Raw genomic sequence first — 19,893 nt, 5'->3', positions numbered from 1 at the left:
CCTAAGAACCCCCCGTCATTGCTGACGGGGGGTTCTCTTCCGTTCCTTCAGTTGTTCCGCGGTGTAGATGATGCGGACCGGGTTCCCCCCGGCAAGGCTGCCGGGGGGGATGTCGCGGTTGACGAGCGAGGCAGCGGAGACGGTGGCGCCGTCCCCGATCTCCACTCCCGGCAGGATCGTCGTATTGGCGCCGATCATCACGTTGTCGCCGATGATGACATCACCAAGCCGGTATTCATCGGTCAGGTATTCGTGGGCGAGGATCGTCGTGTTAAACCCTATGATCGAATTGCGGCCGATGCGGATGCGCTCCGGAAACATCGTATCCGGAACGACCATGAGCGCAAGCGCCGTCTTCTCCCCGATGTTCATGCCGAGAAATGTTTGGTAAAGCCAACGCTTCACGGACAGGAACGGGGTATACCGCCCAATCTGGATGACGATGAAATTCTTGGCAACCTTGAAGAACGAGACCGTCCGGTACATGTGCCAGAGCGGATTCGTCCCTTTGACCGGCGCAGGATGGCGGTCGGTCCGCCTCATTTCGCCCGGACCTTCCCATCCGCAATCTCCAGCAGATCCTCGATTGCATCCAGCATATAGTCCGGCTTGAGGGATTCCATGAACTCCCTTCCCTTCGCGCTCCAGGCAACGCCTGCCGTTAGAGTGCCGGCATTGCGGCCGCCTTCGATGTCATGCGAGTTATCGCCGACCATCAGTGTAGTCACCGGGTCGGCGCCAAGCGCGTCCATCGCTTTCTGAAGCGGTTCCGGATGGGGTTTCGCGTGAGTGACGTCGTCCAATCCGATCACTATGTCGAAGATACCGTCCGCATCCATGAGGCCGAGGCCCCTGTGAATGGTTTTGTTCCTCTTGGTGGAGACGATTGCCATCTTGAGGCCGCGCGCCTTCAGCTTCTTGAGGACGTCAGACACGCCCGGGAACTCCGTCGTCAGTCTGTCATGGTTTTCCAGGTTCCAGTTCACGTACTCTTCCATCATCTGCTCGACATTCTCAGGCGCAAGCGCCTCGAACGTCTCACGCAGCGGAGGCCCCATGAACGGTAGGCAGTCCTCGCGTGAATAGCGGCCCGGGAAATGCTTGCCGAGCACCGCCATGAAGGTTTCGATAATCAGATCGTTCGTATCAAACAGAGTCCCATCAAAGTCAAACAGGATGGTTTCGATTTTATTGGCCATGCGGCAGCACGACTCCCTTCCCTTTGGATAGTTCTGCCCGCTTCCATGCCCAAGCAACCGCCATCGTTAGCGCAAACGCGGTCACCACACGGATCAGCAGGAGCGGCCATACCGGAATACCGAGCGGAACGAAGATCAGTGTGTCTTCGATGACCGCGTGGCAGCTGACGAGGAAGATAAGGACGAGTGTCGCGTCCTTTTTGCTGACGCCGTCCTCTTCCACAGCCTGGATCATGACGCCCGCTCCCATTGCCAGTCCCGCGACAAGTCCGGTGGCCAGTGTCATGCCGGCGTTTGGCTGGACGCCGATCAGCTTCGTAAGCGGCCCGAGCTTGGCGGAGAGCCTCTGCATCCAGCCTCCGTCTTTCAGGAACTGGATGGCGACCATGAGCGGAATCACAATCACCGCAAGCTGCAGGACTCCGAATCCTGCTTTTTCAAATCCGAGCAGGGCAATGGCTCCCCAGGTTTCAGGTGCCGCTTCCGGTGCCGGCGCCATCCCATACTGCGCAATTTCCGATCCGCCCTTCCAGAACAGGTTGATCAGAATGGCGGAAACCGATGCAAGTCCGAGGCGCACGACCAGGATGACCCAGAGCTTGACCCCGACGCGCATCGCGACGCCCGATTCGATAAACAGGTTATGCGAGAACGACAGCATGACGGCCAGGATGAAGACTTCCTTCACCGTCAGTTCCAGCGACAGGATGCCGGCGATGCCGGCATACAGATTCAGTGCATTACCGAGGACAAGGGGAATCGCCGCTTCTCCGCTTAGCCCGAACAGTCCCATGAGCGGCGCCACGAGGTCGATGATCCACGGGAGGACGGGCGTATGCTGCAGGATGACGACCAGCAGCGTGATCGGGAAAATGATCTTGCCGAGCGTCCAAGTCGTTTTCAGCCCCGCCTGTATTCCTTTGCGTAGAGTAGACATGTTTCAGTTCGACATCCTTTGCTTATCTTTCAGGCCCGCTCAGCCGGGCCGTCTGCTGACTTATTCTTTATAGCGTGTGCGGATATTCATCACGAACCGGCGGACCACATAAATCACGATCGCGCCGAAGAACCCGATCATCGAGACAATCTGTGCCGCCTTCAGGCCGGAAGCCATCAGGCTGTCCGTCCGCATTCCCTCGATGAAGAAGCGGCCGAACGAGTACCATGCGATGTAAAACAGGAAAATGACGCCGCGCTCCGGATTCATCCGGCGGAGTACAAACAAGATCAGCAAAAGTCCGATCAGGTTCCAGACCGATTCATAAAGGAACGTCGGATGATAGGTCACGCCATCGATTGTCATCTGATTGACGATCCAGTCCGGCAGTGCGGAATAGCCCCACCAGTCATCTGCGACCGGCCCGCCGTGCGCTTCCTGATTCACGAAGTTACCCCATCGGCCGAGAATCTGGCCGATGAGCAGGCCGGGTGCCGTGATGTCCGCGACTTTCCAGAATGATACACCGTGCTTCCTTGTATAGATGATGGCCGTAATCACTGCCGCGATCAGCGCGCCGTGAATGGCGAGCCCGCCTTCCCAGATCTTGAAGATTCTTCCGGGATCGTCCCGGTAGTACTCCCACTGGAAGATGACATAGTAGAGCCGGGCACCCACGATTGAGATCGGCACTGCCCAGATGAGGAAGTCCGTCATGAAGTCGGGATGGAGGCCCCTCTTCACCGCTTCCCGCTGAACGACGAGGAACCCGAGCACGATTCCTGTCGCAATGAGGATCCCGTACCACCGGACGTCGATCGGTCCGAGAGAAAAGGCGATCGGATCGATCGCCGCGAGAGTAAACTGCATTCAATGACCCCTTCTTCCGTGCACACCGGCGGGATTGCCGGCTTAGTAGGACGGGTCCTGTTCCCGTCCGATCATATCGTTCAGCCGATCGGAAAACTGCTCGGCTGCGTTCATGCCCATTTGCTTCATTCGATGGTTCATCGCCGCCACCTCGACGATTGACGACATGTTCCGTCCCGGACGCACCGGCACGGTGAGCCGTGTCAGCTCGGTATCGAGGATTTTCAGTTTCTCTTCCTCGAGCCCAAGACGGTCATAGGTACGTCCCGGATCCCAAAGTTCCAGGTCAATGACGAGCGTGATGCGCTTGAAGTCACGGATGGCGCTCGCCCCGAAAAGCATCTGTACATCGATGATGCCGAGCCCGCGGATCTCAAGCAGATGGCGGAGCAGCTCCGGCGGATTGCCGACCAAAGTGTCTTCCGCCACCTGTCGGATTTCCACCATGTCATCCGCGACGAGCCGGTGCCCGCGCTTGACCAAGTCGAGCGCCACCTCGCTTTTGCCGATGCCGCTTTTGCCCGTGATCAGGACGCCAAGCCCATAGATATCAAGCAGGACGCCATGCACCGCCGTCATCGGAGCAAGACGGTTTTCGAGGAAGTCGCTCAATTTGTTCGACAGTTTGGTCGTCGTCATCGGTGACGATAAGAGCGGCACCTGCTCCTCCTCCGCCGCCGCCACAAGTTCCGGAGGAATCCGCATGCTGTGGCAGACGACAATCATGGGCGTGTCCGGAGAGCAGAGCTTCCGGGCGCGCTCCATCTTGTCAAGACGGGGAAGCATCGAGAAAAATGAGATCTCGCTTTTCCCCAGGAGTTGAATGCGGTTCGCCGGGTAATATTCGAAGAAGCCGGCCACTTCAAGTCCGGGACGGGAAATGTCGCTGCTGGCGATATGCCGCCCGACCCCTTCCGCGCCCGCAGACAGTTCAAGTCCGAAACGTTCCATCACGTCTTTTACCGTCACGTGATCCATCGGCATTGCCCCCTTCGCTGCCGAATGTCGGCCATGCCCTATATTCTAACAAAGATTCGGTCAATGAACATCGCTTTTATCCGAAAGCCCTGATTCGGGTGTATCCGCCATGCCTTACAGCTCTATGTAACAGGCGGAGGTGTATTGAAGATGAAGAAAATCATGCTGGATGCCGGCCACGGACCCACAACACCGGGCAAGCGGACGCCCGACGGATCAATGCTGGAATTTGCCTTTAACACATCGGTTTCAGCGTATGCAGAAAAGCTTCTCAAGGCCGAAGGAATCACGGTGATGACGGCACATGCATCAGGTCGTGACGTTCCGCTGGCGGAACGTGTGCGCAAGGCGAACAGCTGGGGGGCCGATGCTTATATCTCGATCCACGCCAATGCGTACGGCACGGGCTGGAATGAGGCGAATGGCATCGAGACCTATATCTATCCGCGTGCACAGCGCCAGTCGGAACTGCTCGCGGGACATGTCCAGGCGGCGCTCGTCTCCGCCACCGGCCGGAGAAACCGCGGAGTCAAGCGCGCCAACTTCGCCGTCGTCCGCGAGACCCGCATGCCCGCTGTCCTTTTAGAGTGCGGATTCATGACCAACCGCACGGAAGCCGGGCTCCTGAAAAATGATCGGTACAGGAGGCAATGTGCCCGCGCCATTGCATTCGCCGTGATCAACTGGTATTACGGCAAGGGGCAATAGGCCGTATGGGATCGGGTATCGGGGTCAGCTGATTCGTCACTTTCAAGACGCCTTTCGTCACTTTCAAGGAGGCTTTCGTCACTTTCACCGACCGATTCATCACTTTCGCAAGACGGACACCCAGACGCAAAAAAGGACGGAAGGCCACTTGTGCCTTCCGTCTTTTTGATGTTCTTCAGTTTCCGATATAGCCGACGATGATGGTGCCCGTCTTGGCCTCGCCCTTGATGCGGAGCGGAGGAAGATCCGGGTTGCCGCCTTCTTTGCGGAATCGGATGGATTTCTGCAGCAGTTGCTCCTGTTCCTTTGTCCGGGTGATGTCCGGCATGCGGATATCCATCCGGCCAAAGTTCGAGGAAACTTCCCCTTCAATGCCGGCATCCTGCGGCACATATACTTCTACGCTTCCGGACATGGCGGTAGCCTCCACCTTGCGGGATTCGGCATCGCGTGTCGTGACGATGACATGGCCGTTCACCGACTGGGCCTCGATGTCCTTCAGCATGCCGTCGATGTCGATCCGGCCGTTGAGCGTCTCGGCCTCAACCTGCTCGCCGTGGATGTCCGTCAGGCGGATCGCACCGTTTGCAGTCTCGAACTCCGCCTCATCGAAGTGGAGATTATCCGCCTCGATTTTGCCGTTGGCCGTGCGCACCCTCACATTTGCCGCCGTCAGTCCGGCGCCGGATTTGAATGTGCCGTTGAACATGCGCACAGAGAGTTTCTTATATTGCTTTTCAGGCACATGAAGCACGACATTCACCTGGGTCATCTTTTGGTCGTTCGTGACGCGTAGGCGGCTGCCATCCGTGATGAAGAGGAATCGTTCTCCGAATTCCCGCTTCGCCTCTGCCTCGTCTTCCGCGCGGTGCACCTTCACTTCGCACTCGGCCCGGAGCTCTTCCCCTTCTCCGATCCGGATGTCAAAGCTGCCCATCGATAAGTCGACAGTAATCTCTTCGATACCCTCTGCACTTTTGGAGAAGGTCTCCCGGAAAACGATCGGCTCGCCAAATGGCTTGTCGAGGTCGAACGTCTTCACGCGGTCGACCGCCGTCTGCATGAACTGCATGAACCGGTTGCCGATCGTCGTAAAGTCGCGGCGGACGTCTTCCAGGAAGTCGTCCATCGATGCCTGTTTTCCGGAGCGGTGTTCTTCGCTTTCCGGCTGGGCGTCTTCTTGGAAGTCCCCCTGCCAGTTGTCCGCTTCCTCACCGGCCGATGCAGGCTGGGAATCTGTTTCCTGCTTGTCCGCTTGCCCGTCACGGATTTCCGGATGGCTATCCTTCACGGCTTCCCGGTTGCTCTCGAACTTTTCCAAAAGACGCAATGCTTCGTCTGCGCTGATAGTCCCTTGTTCCAGCATGTCCAGAATACGGCTTTTCTCGTCTTTCATGTGCGTTCCTCCTTCGAAAGCGGCATGGCGCTTCCGTTGATAGTTATGATACGTGCCGGGAACCGGAAAAGTTTCATCACCCTGTCAGAAAAATCCGTCAGGCCCGTCCTTCGGCTTCCGCAAGAAGCGCGTCTGTCCGCTTCCGGTCGCGTTCAAGGATCGGCTTCAGGTAGCGGCCCGTATAGGATTCACGGACTTCCGCCACTTGCTCCGGGGTGCCCGTCGCAATGATCTGCCCGCCGCGGTCGCCGCCCTCCGGCCCCAGGTCGATGATATGGTCGACCGTCTTGATGACATCGAGGTTGTGCTCGATGACCAGTACCGTGTTGCCGTTGTCCACAAGACGGTGGAGCACTTCCAGAAGGCGCGAGATGTCATGTGCATGAAGGCCGGTCGTCGGCTCATCCAAGATATAGAACGACTTGCCGTTTGACCGGCGATGCAGTTCAGAGGCGAGCTTGACCCGCTGGGCCTCCCCGCCGGAGAGCGTCGTCGCCGGCTGGCCGAGCTTCACATAGCCGAGTCCGACGTCGACAAGTGTCTGCAGCCTCCGGTGGATCTTCTGGATATTCTCGAAGAACACCGCCGCGTCCGACACAGTCATGTCGAGCACGTCTGAGATGTTCTTGCCCTTGTATCGGACTTCGAGGGTCTCCCGGTTGTAACGGCGTCCGTGGCACACTTCGCACGGGACATAGACATCCGGCAGGAAGTGCATCTCGATCTTGATGATGCCGTCCCCCTTGCACGCCTCGCATCTACCGCCCTTGACGTTGAAGCTGAAGCGGCCCTTCTGGAAGCCTCGGACCTTTGCGTCGTTCGTCGAGGCGAACAGGTCGCGGATGTTGTCGAACACACCGGTATATGTCGCCGGGTTAGAGCGCGGGGTACGGCCGATCGGCGACTGGTCGATGTCGATGACTTTCTCAAGTTCTTCCAGGCCCGAAATGGCTGCATAGGCACCCGGCTTCGCCTTGGCCCGGTTCAGCTTCTGTGCCAGTGTCTTATAGAGGATTTCGTTGACGAGCGTCGACTTTCCTGAACCGGAAACCCCGGTGACGGCGATGAACTGGCCGAGCGGGAAGTCGGCGTCGATGTTCTTCAGGTTGTTTTCCGACGCGCCCTCGATGCGGACGGTCCGGCCGTCCGGCTTGCGCCGCTCAACCGGAATCGGAATGAATTTCCTGCCGCTCAGGTAATCGCCCGTGATGGAATCCGGGTTCTCCGCCACTTCCTGAGGCGTACCCTGCGCGATGACCTCCCCGCCGTGCAGGCCGGCGCCAGGTCCGATGTCGATCAGGTGGTCGGCGGCCATCATCGTATCTTCATCGTGCTCGACGACGATGAGCGTGTTGCCGAGGTCTCGCATTTCCTTGAGCGTGCCGATCAGCTTGTCGTTGTCACGCTGATGGAGGCCGATCGACGGCTCATCGAGGATATAAAGGACGCCCGACAGCTTCGAACCGATCTGTGTGGCCAGCCGGATCCGCTGTGCTTCGCCGCCAGACAGCGTCCCCGCCGCGCGGGACATCGACAGGTAATCCAGCCCGACGTTCACGAGGAAGCCGAGCCGTGAATTGATCTCTTTCAGGATCAGGTTCGCGATCGCGCGGTCGTTCTCTGATAGGTTGAGGCCCTGGAAAAACTCGACCGCTTCCGTTATCGGGAACCGGGTCACCTGTGAGATGTTGAGGCCGGCGACTTTCACCGCAAGCGCCTCTTCCTTGAGACGGTCACCCTGGCAGACCGGGCACGGCCGCTCCGCCATGTATTTTTGCATCTGCTCACGGATCCAGTCGGAACTTGTCTCGCGGTAGCGGCGCTCGACGTTTTTGAGCACCCCTTCAAAATAAATCTGATTGTCCCGGGTCTTCCCGAATTCATTCGTATACCGGAAGCGGATCCGGTCATTTCCGGAACCGTGAAGGATCTTGTCCAGCTGGCTGTTTGGAAGCTCGCTTACCGGCACATCCATGGAGATTCCGTAATGCTTGCAGATCGCCTTCAGAAGCTCAGGATAGTATTGGGAACTCGTCGGCTCCCAAGGGGCGATGGCACCTTCGGCGAGTGACAGGCTTTTGTCCGGGATGACGAGGTCCGGATCGACCTCTAGCTTGGAGCCGAGCCCGTCACATTCCGGGCAGGCGCCGAATGGGCTGTTGAACGAGAACAGCCGCGGCTCGAGCTCGCCGATCGAGAACCCGCAAATCGGGCAGGCATGGTGTTCGTTGTAGATGAGTTCTTCGCCGCCGATGATGTCGATGATCGCGCGGCCGCCGGCAAGGGATGCCGCTGTCTCGAGGGAATCCGAAAGGCGCCCTTCCACATCGTCCTTCACGACGATCCGGTCGATGACGACCTCGATGTCGTGCTTTTTGTTTTTGTTCAGGTCGATGTCATCGTCCAGGTCATACAGTTCCCCGTTGACCCTCACGCGGACATAGCCCTGTTTCTTGATGTCTTCCAGAAGCTTTTTGTGCGTGCCCTTGCGTCCCGAGACGACAGGCGCGAGAATCTGGAGCCGCGTCCGCTCCGGCAGCTCCATCACCCGGTCGACCATCTGCTCGACCGTCTGGGAAGAAATCTCGATGCCGTGATTCGGACAGATCGGCTTGCCGATCCTCGCGTACAGAAGCCGGAGATAGTCGGAGATTTCCGTGACCGTCCCGACGGTCGACCGCGGGTTTCGGCTTGTCGTCTTCTGGTCGATCGCGATTGCCGGTGACAGCCCTTCGATCGCGTCCACGTCCGGCTTGTCCATCTGTCCGAGGAACATCCGGGCATAAGCGGACAGCGATTCCACATAGCGACGCTGCCCCTCTGCGTAGATCGTGTCAAAGGCGAGCGAGGATTTGCCCGAGCCGGACAGGCCGGTCACGACGACCAGCTTGTCCCTCGGGATGGTGACATTGATGTCCTTCAGGTTGTGCGCACGCGCGCCCTGAATGACGATTTCCTGGTTTCTCATGCGGATCTCACCCCTCTGCTTTCAGTTCGAGTATCGTATCGCGGAGCGTGGCGGCCCGTTCGAAGTCGAGTGCCTTTGCCGCTTCTTTCATTTCCTTTTCGAGGGAAGCGAGAAGCGTTGCTTTCTCGTCCTTCGTCAGTTTCTTCCCTTGTGTCGCCTTTTCCGCATACGTGGCCGTTTCGTCGGCCTCGTGTGTCGCACGGATCGATTCGCGGATCTGCTTATTGATCGTCGTCGGCGTGATGCCGTGCTCTTCGTTGTAGGCAATCTGCTTCTCGCGACGCCGCGCGGTTTCATCGATCGCAATGCGCATCGAGTCGGTTATCCGGTCGGCGTACATGATGACGTGCCCGTTCGAGTTCCGCGCGGCACGCCCAATTGTCTGGATCAGCGAGCGCGAGGAGCGCAGGAACCCTTCCTTGTCGGCATCGAGTATGGCGACAAGCGACACTTCCGGGATGTCCAGCCCTTCCCGCAGGAGGTTGATCCCGACAAGCACATCGTAGGTACCGAGACGCAGCTCGCGGATGATCTCGATCCGCTCGAGCGTCTTGATCTCGGAGTGGAGGTAGTTGACCTTGATGCCGATTTCCTTCAGGTAGTCGGTAAGGTCTTCCGACATCTTCTTCGTCAGCGTCGTGATCAGGACGCGCTCGTTTTTCTTGATGCGCTCCTGGATCTCGTCGATCAGGTCATCGATCTGCCCCTCGATCGGACGCACTTCGATGACCGGATCAAGCAGTCCCGTCGGCCGGATGATCTGTTCGACCATTTCCGGTGAATGCTCGAGTTCGTACGGGCCGGGCGTCGCCGACACATAGATCGCCTGTCGGAGCCGCGCCTCGAACTCCTCGAACTTCAGCGGGCGGTTGTCGAGTGCCGACGGCAGGCGGAACCCGTGGTCCACGAGCACCTGCTTCCTCGCCTGGTCACCGTTGTACATGCCGCGGATCTGCGGAAGGGTCACGTGACTCTCGTCAATGATCATCAGGAAGTCGTCCGGGAAGTAGTCGAGAAGCGTGTACGGCGTCGCACCCGCCGGCTTTAGGGTCAGGTGACGGGAATAGTTCTCGATCCCTGAGCAGAAGCCCATCTCCTTCATCATTTCCAGGTCATAGCGCGTGCGCTGCTCGAGCCGCTGGGCCTCCAACAGCTTGTCCTCCGCGCGCAGCGCTTTCAGCTGATCCTCCAGCTCGGCTTCGATATTCTCGATCGCCTTTTTCATCTTTTCCTCACGCGTGACGAAGTGGGAAGCCGGGAAGATCGCGACGTGATCACGGTCACCGAGGATCTCGCCTGTCAGCGCATCAACCTCGCGAAGGCGGTCAATCTCGTCGCCGAAAAACTCGATCCGGATGCAGCGCTCGTCGCGCGATGCCGGGAAGATCTCCACGACGTCCCCGCGTACGCGGAACGTCCCGCGGATGAAGTTCATGTCATTCCGGTTGTACTGGATGTCGACGAACCGGCGCAGCAGCTCGTTGCGGCTGATCTCCATGCCCACCCGGAGCGACACGAGCATCTCGCGGTATTCGTCCGGGTTACCGAGACCGTAGATGCACGACACCGACGCCACAATCAGGACGTCATTCCGCTCAAACAGCGAAGACGTCGCAGAGTGGCGCAGCTTGTCGATCTCATCGTTGATGCTCGCATCCTTTTCGATATACGTATCCGTCGACGGCACGTAGGCCTCCGGCTGGTAGTAGTCGTAGTAGCTGACAAAGTATTCGACGGCGTTGTTCGGGAAGAATTCCTTGAACTCGCTGTACAGCTGGCCGGCGAGCGTCTTGTTGTGCGCGATGACGAGCGTCGGCTTGTTGATCTCCGTCAGTACGTTCGAGACGGTGAACGTTTTCCCCGTCCCCGTCGCCCCGAGAAGCGTCTGGTGGCGCTTGCCTTCCCTGACGCCGGCGATCAGCCGGTCGATTGCCCTCGGCTGATCGCCCAAGGGCTCATACGGTGCCTGCAGTTCAAATTTCTGGACCATGTCCCGTCCCCTTCCGATTGCTTTCATGAAACTCACGATAATGTCACTATCGTATCATATTCCCCTATTCTTCTCGAGCAAAAAGCGAACAGGTGTTTTCTATCAATCTGATGCCGGTTTTTTGAGGAAACGGAGCGGTCATTCCCTTCTCCGGGCAGGCGGTCTGAACGGATCCGGACACACAAAACCGCCCGCACACAGGGCTCAGATCCCCTTCAGTACGGACGGTTCAACAATATGATTTCGGCATGATGTCAGCAATCCTCCAGAGTTACGGTTTCCCGGTTTCGTCGTCATCCAGCTGATTCAGCTGTTCGGTGTGCAGGTTGAAGGCTTCCACGTCTTTTTTGTCCAGTGCCTCGTCGATCAGGTTAAGCAACCGTTCCCTCGTCTGTTCACGGTGCACATGCTTCAGGAACAGGTCCATGTAAATGTCGTTCAGCAGCTGCTCAGACGGACTCGCCTGACCCTTGCCGACCGCTTTCAGGAATTCCGCGTACGAATAGTAATGTTCCATTCCATTCACCACCTGGCGCTTTTTCCTATTATATATGCAAAAGGCCGGCGAATGCAACGGTTATTTTTAAAAATTCGATATTCACAGTTAATTGACAATAGTGAGAAATAAGTCTTGCTTTATTTCCAACGATTTCTATAATTAGAAGTATACATAGTCAGGGGGTCATCTATTTTGGAATTGAAGCGGCTGGCATCTCCTTATTATATCTCGTTTGACACACTGGCTCTTGAGCCAAAAGTGATTGATGGCAAAGTCTGCACAGTTGTTACGGAGAAGAAAGACAAGCTCCTTCTCGACAACAGGCCGCTCAATAATCTGAAGCGGGCTTGCGAGATGTACGGGACCACGCTTCGCCAGGCGATCCAGATTTCCAGCAAACTGATCGGAAACCATCATAAAGTTCCTGTGCTCATTGTCCAGGATATGGGGATGCCGTGCATTTTCCTCCCGACCCTCTCGCCGCAATCCGAGAGCAATGTCTGGATTGGCCTTCATGGCATCGAGGATTATTGGGGAGACTCCGGCTCCTGTGAGATACTGCTGGAAAACGGTGACACCATCCGGGTGAATGTCTCCATCCAGACGATGAACCGGCAGTATGCCCTCGCATGCCGGCTCGACAAAAAGTTTTCCCGGATGCAGTATTATCTCCGCCACCCCGGGCTCGACCGGGAATTCATCTAGATGGCGCGGTCGCCCATTGCCAAATACACGCCCAACAGCTCCTCCGACCGGTTCCGCAGCCGGACGTTCAGGTAGCGCCGGTGGTCCTCATAGCCGCCATGGATGAATACATACTCCGTGAACATGTCGTCATGGTCTCCCTTGATCACCTTCATCGAGTGGCGGCGCATGTAAAGACGGGATTCCTTCAGGTCCTTCTGCACAAGCTTTTCCGCCTCCGCGATCATCGCGAGGTATGGGCGCTTGAGCTTGAACGGACCTTTTTCGAATGCGAGCCGGTCACGCTCCAGGATGATGAGAAGCATCGGCAGGTAGATCTGGTTTTCAAAGTGAGGCAGTGCCTCCGGCGGGATCAGCGGCATCGTCCCTTCCCCTCCTTCCGAGAAAAGAACATCTGTTCGTATTTTTATCTTACCCCATTCCCTCATGTTTATGCAATGACCTTTTTCTGTCATGCGGTGGCGGAACGTGCCGCCTCATGGTAATGTTTTTGTAAACGGGGGATTTTTCAAACAACAAGGGGGACTGGACATGGAAACGATCCGCTACGAACAAAAAGGCCATCTCGGCATTGTGACGCTCGACCGCCCGGAAGCGATGAACGCGTTCAACTATGAACTCATCACCGATTTGGGGCAGGTCGTTGAATCGATCCGCATCAACCCGGACATCCGGGTCGTGCTGTTTACCGCATCAGGCGACCGCGCATTCAGCGTCGGCGCGGACCTGAAGGAACGCAAGACACTGCCGGATCAGCACGTCAAACGGAATCTGTATAAAATCGGCGAGGTGTTCACTGCCATCGAAAACCTTCCGCAGCCGACCATCGCCGTGATCGGCGGATACGCATTCGGCGGCGGGATGGAACTGGCACTCGCCTGCGACTTCCGCGTCGCCTCGGAAACGGCGGTCATGGGCCTGACCGAGACGAGCCTTGCCATCATTCCGGGCGCCGGCGGCACACAGCGCCTGCCCCGCCTGGTCGGCGAAGCCAAAGCGCTCGAACTGATCCTCACCGCCAAGCGCATGAAGGCGGAGGAAGCGTATCAGTACGGCATCGTCACAAAGGTAGTGCCAGCTGCAAAACTGATGGACGCTGCCGTCGAACTCGCCGACCAGATGCTCGCCAACGGCCCGATCGGCCTCCAGCAGGCGAAATTCGCCATCAAGCACGGCATGAACGCCGACATCCAGACCGGACTCGCCATCGAGCGTAAGGCGTATGAAGTGACGATTCCGACCGAAGACCGGATCGAAGCACTGAATGCATTTGCTGAAAAGCGGAAACCGGAGTTTAAGGGGAAATAATGTGAGAGCCGGAAAGTCCGTTGCGGGACTCTCCGGCTTTTTGATTGAGGCTATCCGCTTGTTGCAAATCGGGAGGCCTTGTGGCAATTCCGGAGGCCTTGTGGCATTTCCGGAAGCCATGTGGCAATTCCGGAGACCGTGCGGCAAATTCGGATCCCATGTGGCAAATCAGAGGCCTTGTTGCAAATCAAGTCCCCTTGTTGCAATACTGACCTTGTTATTTCGAGCAAGTTTCCCCGCTGCGAACGGGTCGCGAGATGAAATTTCGGTATACTGAGTTTATCCCTATCAAGGAGGCTCCCCCATGACACAAAACCAGGAAGAACTGCTCGACGTACTGAAAACACGATTCGAAGAAAACATGCACCGCCATGAAGGCATCGATTGGGCGGATGTCCAATCCCGGCTGGAAGCAAACCCGGACAAGCTCCGCTCCCTCCAGGCCATGGAAGACACCGAAGGCGAGCCGGACGTGGTCGGGAAAGATCCGGAAACGGGCGAGTATCTGTTCTACGACTGCTCGCCGGAAAGCCCGAAAGGCCGTCGGAGCATCTGCTATGACCGGGAGGCACTCGAGAAGAGAAAAAAGAACAAGCCGGAGAATTCCGCAATGGATGTGGCCGCCGAGATGGGCATCGAGATGCTGACTGAGGAAGAGTACCGGCATCTGCAGGAGCTGGAACATGTCGACAAGAAAACGTCCAGCTGGGTGCAGACTCCGGAGCGCATCCGCAAGCTAGGCGGCGCCCTATTCTGCGATCGCCGGTATGACACAGTGTTCCTTTATCACAATGGCGCCGATTCGTACTATGCAGCAAGAGGATTCCGCGGATCCCTCAGGGTCTGACAACCAAATGCACTAAAATGAAAGCCCCGGACAACCGTCCGGGGCTTGATTCGTATTCAGTTCACCTTCGTCGCGCCTTCCCAGTACATTTCCCGCAGCTTGAACTTCTGGAGTTTCCCGGTTGCGGTTTTCGGAAGGGCATCGACGATTTCGACCGACTTCGGTGCCTTGAAGTGGGCCATATTGTCGCGGCAGAACTGGATGATTTCCTGTTCCGTTGACGGGCGGTCCTTGTGCAGGACGACGATCGCTTTCGGCACCTCGCCCCACTTCTCGTCCGGCACGGCGATGACGGCCGCTTCCAGGACGGAGCCGTGCTTGTAGAGGACGCCTTCGATCTCGGTCGAGGAGATGTTCTCGCCGCCTGAGATGATCATGTCCTTGGCGCGGTCGCGGATTTCGATGTAGCCGTCCGGATACGTGACTGCAAGATCGCCGGTGTGGAACCAGCCGTCCTTGATCGCTTCCGCGGTCTTTTCCGGATCCTTGTAGTAGCCGTCCATTACGACGTTGCCGCGTGTGACGATCTCGCCAAGTTCCATGCCATCCCAGTCGACTTCCGTGCCGTCTTCGCGGACGACTTTCGTCTCGCCGTTAAAGGCGAGCTCGATGCCCTGGCGCACCTTGATCGCTGCCTGTTCGTCGGCGGACTTGTCGTCGAATTCCGCCTTCCACTCATTGTAAAGGATGAACGGCGACGTCTCGGTGAGGCCGTAGACGTGCATCATGTTCAGGCCGAGAAGGTCCTGGGCGCGCTGGATCAGCGCTGCCGCCGGCGGTGAGCCCGCCGTCGCCATGCGCGGCTTCGTCGTAATTTTCACTTCCTGGGCCTTCGGTTCGTTGACGAGCATGTTCACGACGGTCGGAGCGCCGCACAGCAGGCTGACCTTCTTGTCTTCGAAGAGATCAAGGATTGTGGACGGCACAACTTTCCGGAGGCACACATGTGTCGCACCGGTTGCCGTGATCGCCCAGACCCCGCCCCATCCGTTCGCATGGAACATCGGGAGCGTGTGCAGGTAGACATCGTCATGCTTCACGCTCAGGTGGTACATGAAGTTCGCCGCGTTCAAGTAGTTGCCGCGGTGAGTCAGCATGACGCCCTTCGGACGGGAAGTCGTTCCGCTCGTATAGTTCAGAGTCAGCAGCTGGTTCTCGTCGATCTGCACTTCAGGCACCTTGGCGTCTTCCGGAATGTCCCCGATAAACGCCTCATAGTCCGCGGCAGGCAGTCCGTGCTCCGCTCCGTCCACTTTCACGACGACGAACTGGTCGAAGCCCAGCTTGTCCTGGACTTCCGCGATTGGAGCCGTGAACTCCTCGTCAACGATGAGCATCTTGGAATCACTGTGGTTCAGGATGTACTCCATATCCGCCGGCGAGATCCGGTAGTTGAGCGGCATCATGACCGCTCCGATCTGGCAGATGCCGTAGAAGGCTTCGAGCATGTAGTGCGTGTTCGGCAGCATGACCGCGACATGGTCCCCCTCGCGGATGCCGGCATTGTGCAGCGCGATGGACAGCCGGTCCGCCCGCTCCGCAAACTCTTTATAAGTAAATTCCTTATCTTCGTCAATCACCGCAATTTTGTCCGGGTAGTACTTGACCGCCCTCCGCTTCCAGTCCAGCGGCGTCAGCGCAGCAAACATGTAACCCCTCTCCCTTCAGAATCGTTTATCTTATCAGAATTATTTTAATAGAAACGGAAAACGTTTACAACAACATCGGGAAGAATGTTTTTTCCAGTGATCATTCGGATTTGCATTTCTTTCCGATGCCTGTTATGATACAAATAACTTATTTTTGTTCGGCGTAAAGGATAAGATGAATATTTACTCTTCATCTTGAGGATACTTTGAGCAACGATAGTAATAAAATGTGTGGTAACGCACTAGGAGGCAACAAACATGGAACAAGGTACAGTTAAATGGTTTAACGCAGAAAAAGGTTTTGGCTTCATCGAACGTGAAGGTGGCGACGATGTATTCGTACACTTCTCCGCTATCCAAAGCGACGGATTCAAATCGTTGGACGAAGGTCAAAAAGTAACGTTTGACGTTGAGCAAGGTGCTCGCGGAGCTCAAGCAGCTAACGTTCAAAAAGCTTAATCTTAAATCGCAAAAACAAGAAAGACCCCGAATCAGCAATTGATTCGGCGGTCTTTTTTTGTTGGCATATAGTTTGCAGCACCACTCAACTGAACGGTTTATTCCGTGATCTGACCGGTTTTTTTGATTTCAGGTAATGGAAAGTCTCCCCCATCACGAAGCCGATCCCAATTGCGATCATGGCCGTCGAATAGTCGGGCTTCTCCACCACCACGGAGATCACCGCAAACGCAGACGCCATGGCCAGAAGCACCGGCACGTAGTGCTTAATACGAGAATTTAGATACATCCGCCCCACTACCCCCTATTATTTCCAATGATAGCACATGTTCCGATCGCACGGAGCCGACCGGCAGATTCAGAAACCTACGCCGACTCCCCGTTCCATCCCCTCATACGAATTTGGTCGCTGTAAACTTTAAGAAAATTCCCTGTTGACAGTCAAATACCTTTTGGTTAAGATGTGGGTACTCGCTAATTGAATAGCTCGATTTCCTTATCAAGAGTCGGGGGAGGAATCTGGTCCTGAGATCCCGCAGCAACCGTTACGATGTAACAAGGTGCTAAGTCCAGCAAGCGCATGCTTGGAAGATGAGGGGCGGAATATCAAACATATGGCCTCTTCCTCATCGGGAAGGGGCTTTTTGCTGTCCTTCCCATGTGGAGTGGCATCAACTCATCAAAGAAAAACACCGAGCCCCGTTATTCATTATCCCGACTAGATCGATAAGCTTAATTGGCGAGAAAAAGAATAATGGAGGTTTTTTAGGTGAGCAAAAAACGAATCTATCTGAACGCATTTGACATGAACTGTGTCGGGCATCAGTCCCCCGGGCTTTGGAAGCATCCCAATGATCAATCGGACACCTACAACACGATCGAGTATTGGGTGAATCTGGCCAGGTTATTGGAAAAGGGCAAATTCGACGGCCTGTTTATCGCTGATGTGATCGGCCTGTATGACGTCTACGAAAGCAGCCGTGAAGCCACCATCCGCGAAGCGACCCAGGTTCCGGTCAATGACCCCGCCATGCTGATTTCTGTCATGGCCTACGCCACCGAGCATATCGGCTTCGGCCTGACCGCTTCGAGCACATTCGAGCATCCGTATACGTTCGCCCGCCGCATCTCCACACTCGACCACCTGACGAAAGGCCGAATCGCCTGGAATATCGTCACTTCCTATCTGGAAAGCGGGACCAAGAACATTGAGATCGGCGACAAGTTCGAACATACGAAGCGGTACGACATTGCCGATGAATACCTGGAAGTCTGCTATAAGCTGTGGGAATCAAGCTGGGAAGACGGCGCGGTTGTCAGGGACGCCAAACGCGGCGTATTTACGGACCCCGAGAAGGTCCACGAAATCGGTCACCAGGGAGAATTCTTCAGCGTTCCCGGAATTCACTTGTGCGAGCCGTCGCCACAGCGCACCCCGGTCCTGTACCAGGCAGGCGCCTCCCCACGCGGAACACAATTCGCCGCCAAGCATGCGGAGCTGACGTTCATCTCGACGCCATCCAAGGAAGCGACCGCGACTTACGTGAAAACCTTGCGGGCCGAATCTGCAAAGCAAGGCAGAGATCCGGAAAGCCTCAAGGTTCTCGCTCTGGCCACTGTTATTGTCGGGGAAACGGAAGAAGAAGCCCAGGCCAAGTATGAGGACCTTGCCCAATATGTGAGCTACGAAGGGGCGATGACTTTACTGAGCGGGTGGTCGGGCATTGATTTTTCCAAGTTCGACCCCGATCAAGAGCTGCAGTACATCGAGACGAATGCCATCAAGTCCATGCTGGAAGGATTGACGAAAGCCAGCCCGAACAAAAAATGGACACCGCGTGAACTCGCCAACTTTGCCGGCATCGGCGGATTGGGTCCGATTTTCATCGGGACACCGGAGACGATCGCAGATCTGTTTGAAGAGTGGATCGATGAAACCGACATTGACGGCTTTAACCTGGCATACGCCATCACCCCCGGCACCTTTGAAGATATCGTCGAGCTGGTGATCCCGGAACTGCAGAAGCGCGGCATCTTCAAGAAAGCATACGGCGAAGGCACACTGCGTGAAAAACTTTTTGGTGAGTCGCCTTATCTCCGGAACGATCATATCGGACACCGCTATAAACGTATCGCCGAACCCGTTAAATAACGACGAGACAGGAGGCTTTCCAAAATGACAGTTAAAGAACAAGCCATCCAATATGGCACTTCCGAATTTGACGAACTGATTGCCGCTGTCCGGAATGATGCAAGACGGAGACGTGAATTACCCGAAACCGAACACCCCTACCGCTCCATCCAACTGCTGAAAGAGGCAAGGTTCGGCGCATTGCGCCTGCCGGTCGAACTCGGAGGCGGCGGTGCCACCATTCCGGAACTCTTTGAGGCCCTGATCCGGCTGGCCGCAGCGGATCCGGATGCCGCACATATTCTGCGCGCGCACTTTTGGCAGGTGGAAGCGTATTTAATGGACACTGAAGCCACCGGGAATAAAAAGTGGCTTGAAAAAGTCGCAGATGGCGCCATCCTGGGCAATGCCTATACGGAAATCTCATCGAAGAACGTAGGGAAACTGCAGTTCAACACGACCCTCCTCCCTGACGGGGACCGCTATGTATTGAATGGCACGAAATACTACAGCACAGGCACGATGTACTCGGACTATATCGTCGTGACTGCGGCCAACGAGAAAAATGAAGCGGTGGCGGCAGTGGTGCCCGCTGACCGTGAGGGCGTGGAGATTATTGATGACTGGGACGGATTCGGGCAGCGTTCAACCGGCAGCGGAACCACCCGCTTCCATCATGTAAAGGTTTCACCGGATGAGTTCAGTCTGATGGAAGCCAAAACACCGTTCAATTCGTATCTGCAGCTGTTCTTGCAGGCAGTCATCGCCGGCATTGCGCAAGAAATTGTATCCGATGCAAAAGAGATCATCCTTTCCCGCAAACGGACCTTCACCTATGCAACGTCCGATACGCCTGCGGAAGACCCACAGCTTCAGCAAGTGCTGGGACGCCTCGCGAGCAATGCCTATGCGGCCAAAGCGACTGTCCTGCAGGCAGCCCATGCCCTGCAAAGAACAGTGGACGGCGCTCAAAACGGCGAAGTGCAAGTAAGCGATACGCACCAGGCAGCACTTGAAGCTTCAGAAGCAAAAGTGATCGTCGATGATCTGGCTCTGCAGTCGGCGAACCTTTTATTTGAAGTCGGCGGATCTTCTGCTGTCCGGGCAGGCAAGCAATACGACAGGCACTGGCGCAACATCCGCACCATCGCTTCGCACAATCCGGCTGTTTACAAAGAGCGATGGATTGGCAATTATCTGCTAAATGATAAACAACTGCCGATTCATGAGGTCTACTTCTAATGGGGGG

General features: G+C 56.4%; 19 protein-coding genes and 1 riboswitch. Of the genes, 7 read left to right on the top strand and 12 right to left on the bottom strand.

Features of this window, described 5'->3' with window-relative positions; translation table 11 throughout:
- Positions 1–15: 15 nt before the first annotated feature.
- From DZC51_RS02930 to hprK, 5 genes are read right to left on the bottom strand one after another with little or no spacing between them, the layout of a single operon-like run.
- Complete coding sequence (locus DZC51_RS02930; protein ID WP_157293882.1) at positions 16–543, bottom strand: acyltransferase; 528 nt, start codon at positions 541–543, stop codon at positions 16–18.
- Complete coding sequence (gene ppaX / locus DZC51_RS02925) at positions 540–1,199, bottom strand: pyrophosphatase PpaX (protein WP_157293881.1); 660 nt, start codon at positions 1,197–1,199, stop codon at positions 540–542. The genes DZC51_RS02930 and ppaX overlap by 4 nt, the downstream gene beginning before the upstream one ends.
- A complete protein-coding gene (locus tag DZC51_RS02920) occupies positions 1,189–2,136 on the bottom strand; it encodes a nucleoside recognition domain-containing protein (protein ID WP_157293880.1) in 948 nt (315 codons plus the stop codon). Before DZC51_RS02920 ends, ppaX begins: the two co-directional genes overlap by 11 nt.
- 60 nt (positions 2,137–2,196) lie before the next feature.
- On the bottom strand, positions 2,197–3,006 hold the full coding sequence (lgt, locus tag DZC51_RS02915; protein WP_157293879.1) for a prolipoprotein diacylglyceryl transferase: 810 nt from the start codon (positions 3,004–3,006) through the stop codon (positions 2,197–2,199).
- A gap of 42 nt (positions 3,007–3,048) precedes the next feature.
- Complete coding sequence (gene hprK, locus DZC51_RS02910; RefSeq protein ID WP_157293878.1) at positions 3,049–3,984, bottom strand: HPr(Ser) kinase/phosphatase; 936 nt, start codon at positions 3,982–3,984, stop codon at positions 3,049–3,051.
- A 150-nt stretch (positions 3,985–4,134) separates the two neighbouring features.
- On the opposite strand from hprK, the gene DZC51_RS02905 reads away from it, so the two are divergent.
- Positions 4,135–4,692, top strand: a complete 558-nt coding sequence (locus DZC51_RS02905) for an N-acetylmuramoyl-L-alanine amidase family protein (RefSeq protein ID WP_157293877.1) — start codon at positions 4,135–4,137, stop codon at positions 4,690–4,692.
- Between the two features lie 175 nt (positions 4,693–4,867).
- Here the strand turns inward: DZC51_RS02905 and DZC51_RS02900 are convergent, their stop codons facing one another.
- The 4 genes from DZC51_RS02900 to DZC51_RS02885 form a co-directional block, all read right to left on the bottom strand.
- Positions 4,868–6,088, bottom strand: coding sequence for a DUF4097 family beta strand repeat-containing protein (locus DZC51_RS02900; RefSeq protein ID WP_157293876.1), 1,221 nt, complete (start codon positions 6,086–6,088; stop codon positions 4,868–4,870).
- A 97-nt stretch (positions 6,089–6,185) separates the two neighbouring features.
- Complete coding sequence (gene uvrA, locus DZC51_RS02895) at positions 6,186–9,056, bottom strand: excinuclease ABC subunit UvrA (RefSeq protein WP_157293875.1); 2,871 nt, start codon at positions 9,054–9,056, stop codon at positions 6,186–6,188.
- Positions 9,057–9,063: 7 nt separating this feature from the next.
- The gene (uvrB, locus tag DZC51_RS02890) at positions 9,064–11,046 is read right to left on the bottom strand and encodes an excinuclease ABC subunit UvrB (RefSeq protein ID WP_157293874.1); all 1,983 of its coding nucleotides are present in this window, start codon (positions 11,044–11,046) and stop codon (positions 9,064–9,066) included.
- Positions 11,047–11,317: 271 nt separating this feature from the next.
- Entirely contained in the window at positions 11,318–11,563 is a 246-nt protein-coding gene (locus tag DZC51_RS02885) for an IDEAL domain-containing protein (RefSeq protein WP_157293873.1), read from the bottom strand.
- 174 nt (positions 11,564–11,737) lie between these two features.
- On the opposite strand from DZC51_RS02885, the gene DZC51_RS02880 reads away from it, so the two are divergent.
- On the top strand, positions 11,738–12,250 hold the full coding sequence (locus tag DZC51_RS02880; RefSeq protein ID WP_157293872.1) for a competence protein ComK: 513 nt from the start codon (positions 11,738–11,740) through the stop codon (positions 12,248–12,250).
- Here the strand turns inward: DZC51_RS02880 and DZC51_RS02875 are convergent.
- Positions 12,247–12,612: a YhjD family protein gene (locus DZC51_RS02875; protein WP_008300262.1), complete on the bottom strand. Its 366-nt coding sequence runs from the start codon at positions 12,610–12,612 to the stop codon at positions 12,247–12,249. The two genes, DZC51_RS02880 and DZC51_RS02875, sit on opposite strands and share 4 nt — an antisense overlap.
- A gap of 169 nt (positions 12,613–12,781) precedes the next feature.
- Between DZC51_RS02875 and DZC51_RS02870 the strand changes: the two genes are divergently transcribed.
- Complete coding sequence (locus DZC51_RS02870) at positions 12,782–13,558, top strand: enoyl-CoA hydratase-related protein (protein ID WP_157293871.1); 777 nt, start codon at positions 12,782–12,784, stop codon at positions 13,556–13,558.
- Between the two features lie 304 nt (positions 13,559–13,862).
- A complete protein-coding gene (locus DZC51_RS02865) occupies positions 13,863–14,405 on the top strand; it encodes a DUF4256 domain-containing protein (RefSeq protein WP_157293870.1) in 543 nt (180 codons plus the stop codon).
- A 56-nt stretch (positions 14,406–14,461) separates the two neighbouring features.
- On the opposite strand, the gene DZC51_RS02860 is transcribed toward DZC51_RS02865, so the two are convergent.
- Complete coding sequence (locus DZC51_RS02860; protein ID WP_157293869.1) at positions 14,462–16,054, bottom strand: long-chain-fatty-acid--CoA ligase; 1,593 nt, start codon at positions 16,052–16,054, stop codon at positions 14,462–14,464.
- 258 nt (positions 16,055–16,312) lie between these two features.
- Between DZC51_RS02860 and cspC the strand changes: the two genes are divergently transcribed.
- The gene (gene cspC / locus DZC51_RS02855; RefSeq protein ID WP_092097212.1) at positions 16,313–16,513 is read left to right on the top strand and encodes a cold shock protein CspC; all 201 of its coding nucleotides are present in this window, start codon (positions 16,313–16,315) and stop codon (positions 16,511–16,513) included.
- Positions 16,514–16,598: 85 nt separating this feature from the next.
- Here the strand turns inward: cspC and DZC51_RS02850 are convergent, their stop codons facing one another.
- The gene (locus DZC51_RS02850) at positions 16,599–16,802 is read right to left on the bottom strand and encodes a hypothetical protein (protein WP_157293868.1); all 204 of its coding nucleotides are present in this window, start codon (positions 16,800–16,802) and stop codon (positions 16,599–16,601) included.
- Between the two features lie 204 nt (positions 16,803–17,006).
- Positions 17,007–17,111, top strand: a riboswitch (SAM riboswitch).
- A 171-nt stretch (positions 17,112–17,282) separates the two neighbouring features.
- Here DZC51_RS02850 and DZC51_RS02845 point away from each other — a divergent pair.
- Entirely contained in the window at positions 17,283–18,665 is a 1,383-nt protein-coding gene (locus DZC51_RS02845; RefSeq protein WP_157293867.1) for an LLM class flavin-dependent oxidoreductase, read from the top strand.
- A 24-nt stretch (positions 18,666–18,689) separates the two neighbouring features.
- Positions 18,690–19,886 carry an acyl-CoA dehydrogenase family protein gene (locus DZC51_RS02840; protein ID WP_157293866.1) on the top strand — a complete coding sequence of 399 codons (1,197 nt, stop codon included), beginning with the start codon at positions 18,690–18,692 and terminating at the stop codon, positions 19,884–19,886.
- Positions 19,887–19,893: the final 7 nt, after the last annotated feature.

This window comes from Bhargavaea sp. CC-171006 (assembly GCF_009761675.1).
Classification (GTDB): Bacteria; Bacillota; Bacilli; order Bacillales_A; family Planococcaceae; genus Bhargavaea; species Bhargavaea changchunensis.
This window is presented reverse-complemented; position numbering and strand designations above follow the sequence as displayed.

Excerpts from the sequence above, each read along its gene's own strand:
- cspC (WP_092097212.1), top strand. The coding sequence starts at position 16,313 with ATGGAACAAGGTACAGTTAAATGGTTTAACGCAGAAAAAGGTTTTGGC.
- DZC51_RS02930 (WP_157293882.1), bottom strand. The coding sequence starts at position 543 with ATGAGGCGGACCGACCGCCATCCTGCGCCGGTCAAAGGGACGAATCCG.
- DZC51_RS02870 (WP_157293871.1), top strand. The coding sequence starts at position 12,782 with ATGGAAACGATCCGCTACGAACAAAAAGGCCATCTCGGCATTGTGACG.
- uvrA (WP_157293875.1), bottom strand. The coding sequence starts at position 9,056 with ATGAGAAACCAGGAAATCGTCATTCAGGGCGCGCGTGCGCACAACCTG.
- DZC51_RS02860 (WP_157293869.1), bottom strand. The coding sequence starts at position 16,054 with ATGTTTGCTGCGCTGACGCCGCTGGACTGGAAGCGGAGGGCGGTCAAG.
- DZC51_RS02885 (WP_157293873.1), bottom strand. The coding sequence starts at position 11,563 with ATGGAACATTACTATTCGTACGCGGAATTCCTGAAAGCGGTCGGCAAG.
- DZC51_RS02905 (WP_157293877.1), top strand. The coding sequence starts at position 4,135 with ATGAAGAAAATCATGCTGGATGCCGGCCACGGACCCACAACACCGGGC.
- DZC51_RS02850 (WP_157293868.1), bottom strand. The coding sequence starts at position 16,802 with ATGTATCTAAATTCTCGTATTAAGCACTACGTGCCGGTGCTTCTGGCC.
- DZC51_RS02900 (WP_157293876.1), bottom strand. The coding sequence starts at position 6,088 with ATGAAAGACGAGAAAAGCCGTATTCTGGACATGCTGGAACAAGGGACT.
- DZC51_RS02875 (WP_008300262.1), bottom strand. The coding sequence starts at position 12,612 with ATGCCGCTGATCCCGCCGGAGGCACTGCCTCACTTTGAAAACCAGATC.
- DZC51_RS02920 (WP_157293880.1), bottom strand. The coding sequence starts at position 2,136 with ATGTCTACTCTACGCAAAGGAATACAGGCGGGGCTGAAAACGACTTGG.
- uvrB (WP_157293874.1), bottom strand. The coding sequence starts at position 11,046 with ATGGTCCAGAAATTTGAACTGCAGGCACCGTATGAGCCCTTGGGCGAT.
- DZC51_RS02840 (WP_157293866.1), top strand. The coding sequence starts at position 18,690 with ATGACAGTTAAAGAACAAGCCATCCAATATGGCACTTCCGAATTTGAC.
- DZC51_RS02865 (WP_157293870.1), top strand. The coding sequence starts at position 13,863 with ATGACACAAAACCAGGAAGAACTGCTCGACGTACTGAAAACACGATTC.
- hprK (WP_157293878.1), bottom strand. The coding sequence starts at position 3,984 with ATGGATCACGTGACGGTAAAAGACGTGATGGAACGTTTCGGACTTGAA.
- lgt (WP_157293879.1), bottom strand. The coding sequence starts at position 3,006 with ATGCAGTTTACTCTCGCGGCGATCGATCCGATCGCCTTTTCTCTCGGA.
- ppaX (WP_157293881.1), bottom strand. The coding sequence starts at position 1,199 with ATGGCCAATAAAATCGAAACCATCCTGTTTGACTTTGATGGGACTCTG.